We start from the raw sequence: 15,289 nt of genomic DNA, 5'->3' as shown, positions 1-15,289 counted from the left end.
TATGTAAAAAAAGCTGGTTCGTTTAAAAACGAACCAGCTTTTTTTACTTAACTGAAAACATATATTTTTTATAAGTTTTCCGTACCGATAGTATGAGCCCCATCATAATCATATTCGAGAATAAGGAACTTCCCCCATACGATAAGAAAGGTAATGCAATACCTTTTACAGGCATTAACCCAACGATCATACCGATGTTTTGGAATATTTGAACTGTTAATATACCGATAGATCCAGCGCATAATAATGTACCAAATAAATTATCAGCGGAATAACCAATAATAATTGTTCGATATAGTAGCAACAGGAACAAGAAGACAACTAACGCTGCTACGATAAATCCACCTTCTTCGGCAATTGTAGCGAAAATAAAGTCAGTATGCTTCTCTGGGATATAGACGCTTCCTCCCCCAAACCCTTTACCTTCCATTCCTCCACTACCTACAGCTAAAATCGATTGTTGCGTTTGATAACCTTGATCTGCATTTTCAAATGGATTTAACCAACCTACAATACGCGACTGTTGGTGAGGTTTTAGTAAAGTAACTAAATTATTATAGAAAAAATCTTGATACTTAAAGAAAATAAATATTAAAGCAGATAATATGGTCAACGGAATAACTGTACATAATGCTATCAATTTCTTTTGAATACCTGACATAAATAAAATACATGCAATAGCAGCAGCATATAAGAACACCATACCTGTATCCGGTTGACTATATACAACCGCCATAGGTGGAAGTGACACTAGCATAATTTTACCTACTAGCTTTAAATCTGTTTGGAATGTCCTTGCCATATACTGTGCATTATGTTTTACTGCTATACTCGCTACTACAAGTAGCAATGCAATTTTGAAAAACTCAGACGGCTGAATTTGTCCAAATACCGGGAAAACAAACCATCTTTTTGCACCTAACTTTTCAGGTGTAAAACCTGATGGTGGTAATACTTTCAAAAGAATAAGTGAAGCAAACCCGGCAATATAAAGCGGCCAAGATAATTTTTGTAACTGATCTAAATCAATGCTTGCAACAAGAAGTAACAATACAACCCCAATTATGTAGTTAACACCTTGTTTCATAGCAAAGTTTGCAGCTCCATACTGTCCCGTTTGCTGACTGCTATATATAGCAGCTATACTCGTCACACATAGTGCACACAAAATTAAAATTAATTTTACATCTAAACTTTTTAGAAACTCGGTACTTCTTTTCATGACATCCTCCTGAAACATTGTTACGGCAAAAATAAAAAACCAGGAGTCAACATTCTTCATGTTTTGACGACTGATTACACATTATCTATAAAACACTTATATAGAATAACTCTCTTTTTCATACAATACAATATATTATACTACAGTTTCATCAGTAAGATTTGCCAAAAAAATTATTCTTTTCTTATTTTATATCCATATACCATATATCAGCAATGTATTTTCGTAAATTCCTAATACATAATCATTTATTGTAAGATTACTGGGAAAGGTATTTATACATATAGTAGGATGTAGATGAAGAAATAAGATAATAAAAAGCTCGCATAAGCGAGCTTTTTATTAATATACAGATGTATTATTTTCTGACATGTTTTCTAAAATTTCTTTAACACGCCCTAAGAACTTACCACAAATTAAACCATCAAGTACGCGGTGATCAAGTGATAAACATAAGTTAACCATGTCACGAGCACCGAACATACCGTTATCCATAATTACTGGGCGTTTTACAATTGATTCAACTTGTAAAATAGCCGCTTGTGGGTAATTAATAATACCCATAGATTGAACAGAACCGAATGATCCTGTGTTATTAATTGTAAATGTTCCACCTTGCATTTCGTCTGCTTTTAACGATTTCGTGCGTACTTTTCCTGCAAGTTCTGTAATTTCACGAGCGATACCTTTAATTGTTTTCTCGTCCGCTTGCTTAATTACTGGTACAAATAGTTCTTCCTCTGTTGCAACAGCGATAGAAAGGTTAATATCTTTCTTCTGAACAATTTTATCGCCAGCCCACATTGAATTAATTTGAGGATACTCTTTTAACGCTTGTGCCACTGCTTTTACGAAGAAAGCAAAGAACGTTAAGTTAAAGCCTTCACGCTTCTTAAAGTCACCTTTAATTGAGTTACGGTATGACACAAGGTTTGTCACATCTACTTCAATCATCATCCAAGCATGTGGTGCTTCGTGTTTACTACGTAACATGTTTGCTGCGATTGCTTTACGCACACCTGTGACTGGAATTTCGATATCTCCAGGCATTGTAGGTACAGAAACTGGTTTCGCAGCTTCTCCTTTTTGCGCTACTGGTGCTGCTTTTGGTGCTTCTGGGCGAGCTTCTACTACCGCCGCTACAGCTTCATCTTTCTTCGCCGCACCTGCTTGCGGAATATTTCCAGATTCCACTAGCTTTAAAATATCTTTACGAGTGATACGGCCGTTTGCTCCCGTACCCTCTACTAGATCTAAATCAACGTTATGCTCACCCGCAAGTTTTAACACAGCTGGTGAAAAACGTGGTTTTCCATCAGTTGGTTGTTTTACTTTCGGTGCTTTTTCAGGCGTAATTGCTGCTGCCTTTGGTTCTTCTTTCGTTTTTTCCTCAACAGCTGTTGCTGCTACTTCGTCTGCGCCTTCTACTTGAATCACACAAACTACTTCACCTACAGCTAACGTATCACCTTCACCAGCGATTAACTCTTTCACAATACCAGTGAAAGAAGATGGTACTTCAGCATTTACTTTATCAGTCATTACTTCTGCAAGCGGATCATACTTGTTTACGTGATCGCCAACATTAACGAGCCATTTACTAATTGTGCCCTCTGTAACGCTCTCCCCGAGCTGAGGCATTGTAATATTTTCTACAGCCATGTATAGTCCCCCCGATTAAAATTCCGCAAGTTCACGCATTGCTTTTTCAACTTTATCTGGATTTACCATAAAGAATTTTTCCATTGTTGGTGCATATGGCATTGCTGGAACGTCTGGACCTGCAAGACGTGCGATTGGCGCATCTAAATCAAATAGACAGTTTTCAGCAATAATTGCTGCCACTTCACTCATAATGCTTCCTTCTTTATTGTCTTCTGTTACAAGAAGAACTTTACCTGTTTTAGAAGCTGCTTCAATGATTGCTTCTTTATCTAATGGATATACAGTACGTAAATCAAGAATGTGTGCAGAGATGCCATCTTGTGCTAACTTTTCAGCTGCTTGAAGAGCAAAATGAACACATAATCCGTACGTGATAACTGTAATATCATCACCTTCACGTTTTACATCTGCTTTTCCGATTGGTAATACGTAGTCATCCTCCGGCACTTCACCTTTAATTAAACGATATGCACGTTTATGTTCGAAGAATAATACTGGATCTTCATCACGAATGGCTGCTTTTAATAAGCCTTTTGCATCATATGGTGTAGAAGGGATAACGATTTTTAAACCTGGTTGGTTTGCAAACATCGCTTCTACAGATTGTGAATGATACAATGCACCGTGAACACCCCCACCAAATGGTGCACGGATTGTAACTGGACAAGTCCAATCATTATTAGAACGATAACGAATTTTTGCTGCCTCAGAAACAATTTGGTTTACTGCTGGCATGATGAAATCAGCAAACTGCATTTCAGCGATTGGACGCATACCATACATTGCTGCACCAATTGCTACCCCAGCAATTGCAGATTCTGCAAGCGGTGCATCAAGCGCACGATCTTCACCAAATTGATCATACAAACCGTGTGTCGCTTTAAACACGCCACCTTTTTTACCAACATCTTCTCCTAAAACGAATACTTTCTCATCGCGTTCCATTTCTTCGCGCATTGCTAATGTAATAGCATCAATATAAGACATTACAGCCATGAAACGTTCCCCCCTATTCTGCGTATACGTGCTTCAATGCATCTTCAGGTGCTGCATACGGAGCATTTTCTGCATATTCTGTTGCTTCATTTACGATATGCATAATTTCGTCTAACATTTGTTTTTCCGATTCCTCAGTTAACACACCAGCTTCTTTTAAATAAGCCGCGAATGTTATAATTGAATCTTTTTTCTTTGCTTCTTCTACTTCTTCTTTATCACGATAAACACGATCATCATCGTCACTAGAATGTGCTGTTAAACGATATGATACTGTTTCAATTAAAGTTGGGCCTTCACCACGACGACCGCGATCTGCTGCTTCTTTTACAGCTTTATATACTGCAAGCGGATCGTTTCCGTCTATTGTATATCCAGGCATACCATAACCAATTGCACGATCTGATACGTTTTTACATGCTAATTGTTTTTCAACCGGAATAGAGATTGCATATTTGTTATTTTCACACATAAAAATAACAGGTAGTTTGTGTACACCAGCAAAGTTTGCCCCTTCATGGAAGTCACCTTGGTTTGAAGAACCTTCTCCAAATGTAACGAACGTTACTAAATCTTTCTTCTCCATTTTTCCAGCTAGTGCAATACCAACTGCATGTGGTACTTGCGTTGTTACTGGAGATGAACCTGTAACAATACGATTTTTCTTTTGACCGAAGTGACCAGGCATTTGACGACCACCAGAGTTTGGATCTCCAGCTTTCGCGAAAGCAGACAACATAAGCTCTTTAGCTGTCATACCAAATGCTAGTACAACACCCATATCACGATAGTATGGTAATGCATAATCTTTCTCTCTATCAAGAGCGAACGCCGCTCCAACTTGTGCAGCCTCTTGTCCTTGACAAGAAATTACGAATGGAATTTTACCAGCGCGGTTTAATAACCACATACGTTCGTCGATTTTACGTGCAAGTAACATCGTACGGAACATTTCTAATACTTGCTCATCACTTAAGCCAAGCTCTTCATGGCGCTTTTCTTTTACTTCTGCCATTTTTCATAACCTCCTAAATCCACATTTTTATGCGTGTAACGCTCTTCCATCTACAGCAAGTGCTGCTTCACCAATCGCCTCAGATAATGATGGATGCGGATGAATTGTATGTGCTACTTCCCAAGGTGTTGCATCAAGTACTCTTGCAAGACCAGCTTCAGAAATCATATCTGTTACATGCGGTCCAATCATATGAACACCAAGAATGTCATTTGTCTCTTCATCAACTACAAGTTTTACGAAACCATCTGATTCTCCGTATACAAGTGCTTTTCCGATTGCGCGGAATGAGAACTTACCTACTTTTAACTTATAGCCTTTTTCTTTCGCTTCTTGTTCTGTTAAACCGACAGAAGCAACTTCTGGACTGCTATATACGCATTTTGATACCATAGAGTAATCAATTGGTGTAACTTCTTTCCCTGCAATATGTTCTACTGCAGCAATTCCTTCATGAGAAGCAACGTGAGCAAGTTGCAGGCCACCGATTACATCTCCAATTGCATAAATATGCGATTCTTTCGTTTGATAAAACTCATTTGTTTGAATGTATCCTTTTTCCACAACGATATCTGTGTTCTCTAAGCCAATATTTTGCGTATTCGCTTGTCTTCCTACAGATACAAGCATTTTTTCTGCTTTAAATTCTTTATTTTCACCGTTGTGTTCAGCTTGGATTGTTACTCCATTATCTTTTACCAATGTTTCTGGTAATACTTTTGCACCAGTTACCACTTTAATACCTTTTTTCTTGAATAGACGTTGCATTTCTTTTGAAACGTCTTGATCTTCTAGTGGTAATATCGTTTTTGCATACTCTAATACTGTAACTTCTACACCGAAGTCAGCAAGCATAGATGCCCACTCAATACCGATTACACCGCCACCAACGATAATAATCGAACTAGGAAGCGTTTCCATTTTTAGGGCATGATCCGAAGACATTACGTATTCTCCATCTAATTCTAAACCTGGTAATGAATTTGGACGAGAACCTGTTGCAACAAGTACATTTTTTGGAATTAACATTTCATTCTCTTCTCCACTTGCAAGTTCAACTGAAATTGTCCCTGGCATAGGAGAGAAAATAGACGGGCCAAGAATACGACCAATACCTTCAAACACATCAATTTTACCTTGTTTCATTAAATGTTGAACGCCTTTATGAAGCTGCGTTACAATCTTCTCTTTACGCTCTTGTACTTTTGCAAAGTTTAGTTCTACATTGCTTGCAATAACTCCGAACTCTTCGCTTTTTTTAGCAGTTGCATATACTTCCGCACTACGTAAAAGAGCTTTACTAGGAATACATCCTTTGTGTAAACAAGTACCACCAAGATTTTCTTTTTCGACTAGTGCTGTTTTTAACCCTAATTGTGATGCACGAATTGCAGCAACATATCCACCAGTACCGCCGCCAACGATGACTAAATCATATTCTTTTGCCATTATCTCAACCCCTAGCTACCGTTTCTTTTTCACGTACAACGTATTCTTTTGGAGCTTCTTCTTCACGTAATACACGAAGTGCTCCTTCTGCTAACGCTTCTAACTCATCTTCGCCTGGATGTACGATAACATCTGCAATCCAGTCCACTCGCTCTTTTATTTCATCGACAAGAATTTTACTGTATGCCAGTCCACCAGTTAATACGATTGCATCGATTTTCCCGTGAAGTACAGCGCTAGCTCCGCCAATCTCTTTTGCAACTTGATATGCCATTGCTTTATAAATAAGAGTTGCTTCAGGATCACCTTTTTCAACCATTTGCTCTACTTTAATCGCATCATTTGTACCGATTAAACTTACAAGTCCACCTTGTCCGACAAGTTTTTTAATCATTTCATCACGGTAATACTCACCAGAGAAACACATTTCTACTAGTTGCCCTACTGGTACTGTACCAGCGCGCTCTGGACTAAATGGTCCTTCTCCGTTTAAACCGTTATTCACATCGATTACTCTTCCTTTTTTATGAGCACCAACTGTAATACCGCCACCCATATGTGTAACTAATAAATTTAAATCCTCGTATTTGTGATTTAACTGTTCAGCTACTTTACGAGCAACTGCTTTTTGATTTAATGCATGGAAGATACTTTTGCGTTCCATACCAGCAATGCCACTTATACGAGCAACCGGCTCCATCTCATCTACAACGACAGGATCTACAATGAATGCAGGAATGTTTAATCCAGAAGCAATTTCATATGCTAAAATGCCTCCAAGGTTTGAAGCGTGATGACCGCTAAAGCCATTTTTCAAATCTTCTAACATCGCATCGTTTACTGTATACGTACCGCCTTCGATTGGACGAAGTAATCCACCACGCCCACAAACAGCGTTTAATTTTGAAATGTTAATACCATGAGAATGTAGAACTTCTAAAATCGTTTCTTTTCGAAACTCATATTGGTCGATAATTCTCTTATATTTTCCAATCTGTTCTACGTCATGACGAATCGTTTCTTCTAGAACGGGTCTTTCATTATCAAAAACACCAATTTTTGTGGATGTACTACCTGGGTTAATAACAAGAATTCGATTTACAGACAATGTTGCTACCTCCACTAATAAATTCAAAAGGAAGTGGAAACCTCATAAGAGGTAACCACACCTTTTGTAAAAGTTATATATGAATGATTAGCGACGGCTAATAATATCGTGACCGTTGCGTAAGTAAGTGCTACGAGAATTCTTCAAGCTTGCAATGCGCTCTTCAGCTAGACGATCTGCCGCTACATAAGTTGCTATGCCATCGCGTTTTGAAATTTCGATTACTTTTGCAATCGTGTCATAAATAGACTCAACACGTTTTAGTGCACGTTCTCTATTGTATCCATATAATTCGTCTGCTACGTTAATTACGCCACCTGCATTAATTACATAATCTGGTGCGTATACAATACCCATTTCATGAATGATGTCACCGTGACGATCTTCTTTTAATTGGTTATTTGCAGAACCTGCGATTACTTTTGCTTTAAGTTGTGGAATAGTTTCATCATTAACTGTTGCGCCTAATGCACATGGTGCGTAAATATCGCATTCCACACCGTAAATTTCATTTGGTTCAACTGCTGATGCACCGAATTCTTCTACAGCACGTTGTACAGCTTCTTTATTAATATCTGTAACGATTAATTTTGCTCCTTCAGCGTGTAAATGTTTGCATAGATGATATGCTACGTTACCAACGCCTTGAACAGCAATTACTTTTCCTTCTAAATTGTCAGTACCGAAAGCTTCTTTTGCAGCTGCTTTCATACCACGATAAACACCGTATGCAGTTACTGGAGATGGGTTACCAGAAGAACCGAATGATGGTGAGATACCTGTTACAAAGTCAGTTTCTTCGTGGATAATATCCATATCATCTACTGTTGTACCAACATCTTCAGCTGTAATGTATCGTCCGTTTAGTCCTTGGATATAACGTCCTAGTGCACGGAACATTGCTTCGCTCTTATCTTTACGAGGATCACCAATAATTACTGTTTTCGCACCACCTAAGTTTAAACCAGCTGCTGCGTTTTTGTATGTCATCCCTTTTGCAAGACGCAATGCATCTTCAATCGCCGCTTCTTCAGAATCATATGTCCACATTCTTGTTCCACCAAGAGCCGGTCCAAGTGTTGTATCATGAATTGCAATAATTGCTTTTAAACCAGATTCTTTATCTTGACAAAATACCACTTGCTCATAATCATATTTTTCTAAGTATTCGAAGATTTCTAATGTCATTGTCGTTTCCCCCTAATGTTTTACCCTTTTTGGTTTATTTTGAAGCAGTCGCAACTGCCAATGCTAATGAATATACTTTTGTTTCTGCTGAATCAGCACGAGATGTTAAAACAATCGGTGCTTTTGCGCCAGCAATCATTGCTCCTACTTTTGCATCCGCAAAGTATACGAGTGATTTATATAGCACATTTCCAGCTTCAATCGTTGGGACGAGTAAAATATCTGCCTTACCTGCTACATCACTTACTATGCCTTTATGCTCTGCTGCAATTTGTGATACTGCATTATCTAAAGCAAGTGGTCCATCAACGATACAATCTTTAATTTGTCCGCGGCGATTCATTTGTGTTAACATCGCTGCATCAATTGTCGCCTGCATCGCTGGATTCACAACTTCTACTGCTGCAATTGGTGCCACTTTTGGCAAGTCGATTCCTATTGCCCGGGCAACTTCTACAGTATTTTGTATAATAGCAGCTTTTTGTGTTACATCAGGTGCGATGTTCATCGCTGCATCTGTAACGAAAATAAGACGATCATAATTTGGAACTTCAAATGCTGCTACATGTGAAAGTACGCTACCTTTACGTAGGCCCCACTCTTTGTTTAACACAGCCTTCAAAATATTCGCTGTTGGGATGTTACCCTTCATAAGCACGTCTGCCTCACCATTTCTCACAGATTTAACAGAAAGTTCTGCAGCCTCTGCATTAGACATTGCTGCAATCACTTCAACATGTTCTGAAGTTTGTAAACCATGTTCTTGTAGCATCCCCATTATTTTTTCTTGATTTCCATATAGACGAAATTGAGCTAGCTGTAATTTAATTGCTTTCGCTACAGCTTCAATTACTTCATGATCTTCAGCTACTGCTACAGCTACAGTTTTTTTAGGCTGTCCCGCTGCTTGATCAATTAAGTATTCTAACTTCATATTTTGTAATCAACCCTTTCCGTCGTCCCTCGTCTATTTATAAAGCAAATACCGTGCCAACTTTTAAAAGTGGTCTTACCAATAATGAAAACGCATTCAAAATGCAGTAAAATCAATACTTTGGAAAATAACAAAAGATTCTGTCTTATTTTGTCGCTTTTTGTATACCATGCAATAAATTGCACGGTACGCAATTTATTGCATGCTATTTTTTGCATGGTCATACTTTTCTAGCTTATAATATAAATTTCGAACGGAAATTCCTAACGCTTTTGCAGTTTGTGTTTTATTCCCATCAAATCTCTCCAAATATTCATGAATAATATTCCCTTCAAACTCTGTTACTAAATGTTCAAGTGGCTTTTCTTCTAATTCAGGTAATAAATGAGATTGCTTTGACTCCACCTGCTCTTCATTATGTAATGGTGGTAAATGTTGTACATCAATATAGATCTCGTTATAATTCATAAAAATAATCGCTCGTCCTAAAATATTTTCAAGTTCTCTCACATTTCCTGGCCATTCGTATGATTGTAAATATAAAATAGCTGAATCAGTGAGCCCTTCTACATTACGACCATAATCTTGATTAATTTTTTGAATCAACCTGTCCGCAATTTTCGGTATATCTCCTTTACGTTGACGAAGAGATGGAATTTGAATTGGAATTTTATTTAATCGATAATATAAATCCTCCCTAAACTTCCCTTCTAGAATAGCCTTTTCTAAATTCACATGTGTCGCTGCAATTACTCGAACATTAATGGGTATCGCTTTCGTCCCACCAACTTTTACAATTTCTTTTTCCTGCAATACACGAAGGAGTTTCGCTTGTGTATTTGCAGATAACTCCCCTATTTCATCTAAAAAAATACTACCGTTATTCGCTTCCTCAAAGAACCCACGTTTCCCGCCTCTTTTCGCTCCAGAAAACGCCCCTTCCTCATAACCAAATAATTCACTTTCTAACAACGTCTCCGAAATAGCCGCACAGTTTACACGGACGAATTTATTGTATTTTCGATTACTTCCATTATGGATTGCATGTGCAAACAATTCTTTACCAGTCCCAGATTCACCGCGTAACAGTACCGTTGCTGGTGTATTCGCTCCTAGCTTCGCCTGTTCGATAGCTGCCGTTGTTTCATCTGAATTTCCGACAATATCATCAAATGAATATTTTGCTTCTAATGTGCGAATAATTTGCCTTGCTCTATTCAATTCATTTGTTAACTTTTGAATTTCCGACACGTCACGGATAACGCCAACGCTTCCTTTCAATATTCCATCCACAATAACTGGCGCTACGTTTACAATTACATCGCGCTTTTTTTGCCCAATCTTCATATGTATTCCGCGCACCGCACGACGCGTTCGAAGTACTTTCATATGCATACTTTCGCCTTCTACAATATCAGTTGTAGCAGGCTTCCCAATAATATCTTCTTCTGTTAGACCCGTTAATTTCGTATATGCCGGGTTAATGACTAAACCTCTTCCTTTTTCATCCACAACCGAAATCGCTTCTTCAGATGAGTTGATAATTGCCTCTAATAGTGTTTGAATTTCTTTTAAGTCTGTAACTTCTTCCGCTAAATCTACAACTTCTGTTATATCTTTAAAAATTGCAAATGCCCCTTGTACCTCTCCGCCTTCTTTTAATATCGGTATACGCGTTGTAATAATTTTCTTTCCATTCTCTAATGTTAGTTCATAATTTACTTCTATTTGTTTCGTACGTATAATGCGAAGTAATTTACTAGTGGGAATGACTTCTAAAATATATTTTCCTATCGCCTCTTCTTTTTTATATCCGATAATACGCTCCGCACTTTTATTAAAAAGACGAACTTGTCCCTCTCGATCAATTACGATCATGCCGTCATGCGTAGAATTTAAAATTAATTCTCCTTGTTGCGTTTGTTCCTCTAACCGCCCAATTAACCCTTCCTTCTCATGCGCTAATCCTGTAACAATTTTTGCAATATCACCTGGTATAAGAAGAGTGTCTTTTTTCTTTTTTTTCAATAAAACTTTATGTACATCATCTTCACCTGTCATATCAAATATTACATCGATATGCATAGAAAGAAATGGAGTTACACTTTCTCCAATTGCAATTCCATATTCCTTAGCAATTTGTAATCCTTTTGCCAACGGATTTATATCAATAATCCCTATAATTTGAAATATATTCGAACTATGTAACAGATTCAGCAGTGCGCTCCCGCCTTCACCTGCACCAACAATTAATACTTTTTGTTTCATATATTACACTTCCTCTCGAAGTAACTCTGCAAATTTTTTCACACCCTTATCTTACTCGTTCAGCACCCTCTTGACAAACCCCCTTTCCGTATAACATCATTAAAATATACGAAATAATCTGAAAAGGAGAGTTATGTATGCAGCGTTACGTTGCTCTACTATTAGCACTCATCCCTATTTCATTAGCTGTGTTTGGTATAAAGTTAATGAGAGATACTGTATTCGGGATTCTATTTCCACCAATCTCTATACTGTGGTTACAATTTTTAATCGGTGCTCTCTGCTTCGGGCTCGGGTTTTATATCTTCGGTGGCTTCGTCTTGCACCGAGACCGTAAACGAAATAAAGTACAGGCTCGCTTTAGAAGATAGGAAGGCCCCACTATTTATAAATAAAAAAATGAGACCGTTACACGCGGTCTCATTTTTTTATTGGCAACAACGTTCTTGCCGTTTCAGGGTAATCAGTAATAATCGCCGATATATTCATATCAAAATATTTACGCATAAGCGTTTCTTCATTAATTGTATAAGGGCGAACCTCTACACCACTTTCCATCGTTAGTTCAGCAATAGCATCTTGAAGGTAACGATAATTCGGATGTACTGCTGTAGCCCCCATTTTTTTCGCGTATGCCCACGGACTATGCAAACCTTCGCGATATAAAATTGCTGTTTGAATATCAGGAGCCATCATATGACACCGTTTCATGCTGTAGTGATTAAACGAAGAAAATATAACACGATCCTCTAAACTAAATTTCCGTACAAGCGTTATAACTTCTTCCTCTAAACCTCTGTATGGAATTTTATTATTTTTAAGTTCAATATTAAGTAGCAAACTCGTTTGTTCAAGCCATTCTAATACCTCTTCTAAAAGTGGTATTTTACAAAACCCTACTTTATCACCAAATTTATAACTTGCATCTAACTTGCATAAATCCTCATATACATAATTCCGAACCGCACCTTTTCCATTTGTTGTTCGGTCCACCGTTTCATCATGAATGACGACAACTTTTCCATCTTTCGTTAATTGAACATCAAGTTCAATTCCATCCGCTCTAAAAGACTCAGCCGCTTCAAATGAAATCATTGTATTTTCTGGGTACGTTCCAGCCGCACCACGATGTGCAAATATAAGAGTCATCCTCACTCCCCCAATCTTATGCTATACTATACGAAAAAGGAGGTACTTCTATGAGACCATTACAAATTTCTCCAGATACTGCAGTCCGCTTATCAAAAGCACTAGGTGTTCCACTTGAACAACTCATGCATATGCCGCAGCACATTTTAATTCAAAAGCTAGTTGAATTAGAAAAACAAAATAAAGACGAAGAGTAATACAGTCCTGTTTTGCAGGGCTTTTTATATTTTCTATTATATCACGGATGACTTCCTTGCTAAAATCCCTTACCGGATATACTATGATCCCATTTAATCTTTTCTTCAAACATTTAAATGAAGCCCCCTCTTTTAACAAAAGAGGGGGCTTCTCATTACTCGTTTTAGTTACTCAAATTATGCGTTTTTCTTTTCTTTGTTAAAAATCATAAACACTTTATACAATCCTAAAGAAGCTGGAATATTCATAAATGCAAATGCTTCATACGTATAATGAGGAGCTGTTTCCCATAGTAACAAGAAAGTAAATACCCCTAATGCACTAATCATCGCAATTCGTATAACTTCCGATTCATTTTCATCTTTCTTTTTATAAAGAATAACAGCCGCCAAAACAGCTATATAAACAAATAATTTGATAATATACGAATATATAGTAACGATTTTATACTTCGTTGTACTATAATTCGATACGTAATTAGTTACCATGTCATTCTTCTGTTCAAACCATTGCCCAATACGGTACATGGAGAACTGACTTGATACCCATTCTCTAGTTATTTTTTCATTCAAATGTTGCACATAACCCATTACACCAAGTTCACTGAAACGTTGCACTATAACTTCTTGATTGTGCTCATTCAAATCTTTCGTATTCTTTATGTTTTCATCATCAATATAATCTGCATCTGCCTGATTCCACACACCATACGTATCTTTGTTCAGGCCCATTTTCACCCAATGAGTGAATGGAATTTTTTCAATTTCATTATCGGTACTGAGATTTAGCTTTGTCGTTATACCTTTAAAACTTACAATAAGGATTAAACAAAATAAAACACTACTTAACACCTTTACAGAGTATTCCTTACGAAACTTAAAAATATTTTCAATTAAAATCGCTAACGCTACGGTTAATGCTGTCGGTCTTATAATATAAGTACAAGCTGCGAAAACCCCTAATAAAATCCATAAAATAATCTTCATTCTTTTTGTTTCCGCCGTTTTCAAGCACAAATATGTATACATTGTTGCTGAAATAAAAAATATTACCAATGTATGAGTATAGAAAACTGGTGCCTGCCAATATATAAAAATATTTAGCACAGATAACACAATCGATATGTGAGCAACTTTAAAGTTTGTAATTTTCCTTACAATCAATACATTTAAAATAATACTGCCTGTTATACAAGCTATTGGTAATATTTTTATCGCTAAATCTACGCTCCCTATCAATTTAGCAAAATATCCTCCTATTAATACAACATGTGTATTATATGGATAAAATAAAAGCTGTCCCATTTCTAAAAATTGATTATCTCCATTAAACACAGAGACAATTCCTTGTTTAAGGATAGCATAATCCCCAACAACAGGGTTAAATGCTATGGAAGTAATAATTATTTCCATCGTCAAAATGATTATGATACCTAAAGCAATCATAATATTTGTATACGTTCTTTTCATTTTATTAATAACCAATTTATAATACATAAAGAAGAGCACAAATAAAAGCAACGTCAACGCTATAACAGCAGCGACTTTTTTGGGAGTATACTCCTCAGTCGGATAAGGAAATTCACCACTCATCAAAATTGTTTTTGGGATAAAAAATTTACTTACTATCATTGAAAATATAGATAAAAACACCGTCATGACAATGATTGGGTACGCTCGATTTACTATTTTTTTTAAAGTCATTCATCCATTCTCCTATATCTCTAACTTTTCCAAATCAATGATACGTTATAGAGATTATGATGTCAAATCCACTTATTTTCTGTACATATCCGTATTTTCACTGCATTTTTCTATATAAATATGTATTCCTTCAAAATCCTTAAATCGAGGTAAATAAAAAACTCATTGATTTTAAATTTACTATCGAGTATAAATTGCAAGAATTATTAAGCTTTACTATAACTTAAATCCCTTACTGTTCCTACTCTCAGCTTATCCGCAACCATTGCGATAAATTCAGAATTCGTAGGTTTGCTTTTGACATGGATACTGTATAACCATCGCTATATCAAGGCATTGTATATTTCATAACTATCATTAAATGATTCTATTTATTGGTGCCCATCCTCAAATT

The 15,289-nt window shown here is 36.9% G+C and carries 13 protein-coding genes; 2 read left to right on the top strand and 11 right to left on the bottom strand.

Going from position 1 to position 15,289, the window contains the following annotated elements; translation table 11 throughout:
• Nucleotides 1-43: 43 nt before the first annotated feature.
• The 9 genes from BM089_RS12865 to BM089_RS12815 form a co-directional block, all read right to left on the bottom strand.
• Entirely contained in the window at nt 44-1,222 is a 1,179-nt protein-coding gene (locus tag BM089_RS12865; protein ID WP_000831181.1) for an FtsW/RodA/SpoVE family cell cycle protein, read from the bottom strand.
• A gap of 342 nt (nt 1,223-1,564) precedes the next feature.
• Nucleotides 1,565-2,884, bottom strand: coding sequence for a dihydrolipoamide acetyltransferase family protein (locus BM089_RS12855; RefSeq protein ID WP_078400969.1), 1,320 nt, complete (start codon nt 2,882-2,884; stop codon nt 1,565-1,567).
• A 15-nt stretch (nt 2,885-2,899) separates the two neighbouring features.
• A complete protein-coding gene (gene bfmBAB / locus BM089_RS12850; RefSeq protein ID WP_000290071.1) occupies nt 2,900-3,883 on the bottom strand; it encodes a 3-methyl-2-oxobutanoate dehydrogenase subunit beta in 984 nt (327 codons plus the stop codon).
• 13 nt (nt 3,884-3,896) lie between these two features.
• Nucleotides 3,897-4,898: a 3-methyl-2-oxobutanoate dehydrogenase subunit alpha gene (gene bfmBAA / locus BM089_RS12845; protein WP_000852551.1), complete on the bottom strand. Its 1,002-nt coding sequence runs from the start codon at nt 4,896-4,898 to the stop codon at nt 3,897-3,899.
• A gap of 27 nt (nt 4,899-4,925) precedes the next feature.
• Nucleotides 4,926-6,347, bottom strand: coding sequence for a dihydrolipoyl dehydrogenase (lpdA, locus tag BM089_RS12840; RefSeq protein ID WP_001051295.1), 1,422 nt, complete (start codon nt 6,345-6,347; stop codon nt 4,926-4,928).
• A 4-nt stretch (nt 6,348-6,351) separates the two neighbouring features.
• Nucleotides 6,352-7,455 (bottom strand): butyrate kinase, encoded by a 1,104-nt coding sequence (gene buk / locus BM089_RS12835; protein WP_000115781.1) that lies wholly within the window; start codon nt 7,453-7,455, stop codon nt 6,352-6,354.
• An 87-nt stretch (nt 7,456-7,542) separates the two neighbouring features.
• A complete protein-coding gene (locus BM089_RS12830) occupies nt 7,543-8,643 on the bottom strand; it encodes a leucine dehydrogenase (protein WP_000171355.1) in 1,101 nt (366 codons plus the stop codon).
• A 34-nt stretch (nt 8,644-8,677) separates the two neighbouring features.
• The gene (gene yqiS, locus BM089_RS12825; protein ID WP_053563676.1) at nt 8,678-9,577 is read right to left on the bottom strand and encodes a phosphate butyryltransferase; all 900 of its coding nucleotides are present in this window, start codon (nt 9,575-9,577) and stop codon (nt 8,678-8,680) included.
• Between the two features lie 195 nt (nt 9,578-9,772).
• Nucleotides 9,773-11,845 carry a sigma-54 interaction domain-containing protein gene (locus tag BM089_RS12815; protein ID WP_090977095.1) on the bottom strand — a complete coding sequence of 691 codons (2,073 nt, stop codon included), beginning with the start codon at nt 11,843-11,845 and terminating at the stop codon, nt 9,773-9,775.
• A 137-nt stretch (nt 11,846-11,982) separates the two neighbouring features.
• Between BM089_RS12815 and BM089_RS12810 the strand changes: the two genes are divergently transcribed.
• The gene (locus tag BM089_RS12810) at nt 11,983-12,216 is read left to right on the top strand and encodes a DUF2627 domain-containing protein (RefSeq protein ID WP_001190211.1); all 234 of its coding nucleotides are present in this window, start codon (nt 11,983-11,985) and stop codon (nt 12,214-12,216) included.
• Between the two features lie 49 nt (nt 12,217-12,265).
• On the opposite strand, the gene BM089_RS12805 is transcribed toward BM089_RS12810, so the two are convergent.
• Nucleotides 12,266-12,994 carry a glycerophosphodiester phosphodiesterase gene (locus BM089_RS12805; RefSeq protein WP_000172580.1) on the bottom strand — a complete coding sequence of 243 codons (729 nt, stop codon included), beginning with the start codon at nt 12,992-12,994 and terminating at the stop codon, nt 12,266-12,268.
• Nucleotides 12,995-13,044: 50 nt separating this feature from the next.
• On the opposite strand from BM089_RS12805, the gene BM089_RS12800 reads away from it, so the two are divergent.
• Nucleotides 13,045-13,191, top strand: a complete 147-nt coding sequence (locus BM089_RS12800; protein ID WP_001247671.1) for a YycC family protein — start codon at nt 13,045-13,047, stop codon at nt 13,189-13,191.
• A gap of 177 nt (nt 13,192-13,368) precedes the next feature.
• On the opposite strand, the gene BM089_RS12795 is transcribed toward BM089_RS12800, so the two are convergent.
• Nucleotides 13,369-14,895, bottom strand: a complete 1,527-nt coding sequence (locus BM089_RS12795; protein ID WP_090977093.1) for a glycosyltransferase family protein — start codon at nt 14,893-14,895, stop codon at nt 13,369-13,371.
• Nucleotides 14,896-15,289: the final 394 nt, after the last annotated feature.

This window comes from Bacillus sp. 5mfcol3.1, from assembly GCF_900114335.1.
GTDB classification, from domain to species: Bacteria; Bacillota; Bacilli; order Bacillales; family Bacillaceae_G; genus Bacillus_A; species Bacillus_A thuringiensis_S.
This window is presented reverse-complemented; position numbering and strand designations above follow the sequence as displayed.

Bases quoted from the DNA above. Each gene is read 5' to 3' on its own strand.
- BM089_RS12815 (WP_090977095.1), bottom strand. From the start codon at position 11,845: ATGAAACAAAAAGTATTAATTGTTGGTGCAGGTGAAGGCGGGAGCGCA.
- BM089_RS12795 (WP_090977093.1), bottom strand. From the start codon at position 14,895: ATGACTTTAAAAAAAATAGTAAATCGAGCGTACCCAATCATTGTCATG.
- BM089_RS12805 (WP_000172580.1), bottom strand. From the start codon at position 12,994: ATGACTCTTATATTTGCACATCGTGGTGCGGCTGGAACGTACCCAGAA.
- BM089_RS12800 (WP_001247671.1), top strand. From the start codon at position 13,045: ATGAGACCATTACAAATTTCTCCAGATACTGCAGTCCGCTTATCAAAA.
- bfmBAA (WP_000852551.1), bottom strand. From the start codon at position 4,898: ATGGCAGAAGTAAAAGAAAAGCGCCATGAAGAGCTTGGCTTAAGTGAT.
- BM089_RS12810 (WP_001190211.1), top strand. From the start codon at position 11,983: ATGCAGCGTTACGTTGCTCTACTATTAGCACTCATCCCTATTTCATTA.
- BM089_RS12865 (WP_000831181.1), bottom strand. From the start codon at position 1,222: ATGAAAAGAAGTACCGAGTTTCTAAAAAGTTTAGATGTAAAATTAATT.
- bfmBAB (WP_000290071.1), bottom strand. From the start codon at position 3,883: ATGGCTGTAATGTCTTATATTGATGCTATTACATTAGCAATGCGCGAA.
- BM089_RS12855 (WP_078400969.1), bottom strand. From the start codon at position 2,884: ATGGCTGTAGAAAATATTACAATGCCTCAGCTCGGGGAGAGCGTTACA.
- yqiS (WP_053563676.1), bottom strand. From the start codon at position 9,577: ATGAAGTTAGAATACTTAATTGATCAAGCAGCGGGACAGCCTAAAAAA.
- lpdA (WP_001051295.1), bottom strand. From the start codon at position 6,347: ATGGCAAAAGAATATGATTTAGTCATCGTTGGCGGCGGTACTGGTGGA.
- BM089_RS12830 (WP_000171355.1), bottom strand. From the start codon at position 8,643: ATGACATTAGAAATCTTCGAATACTTAGAAAAATATGATTATGAGCAA.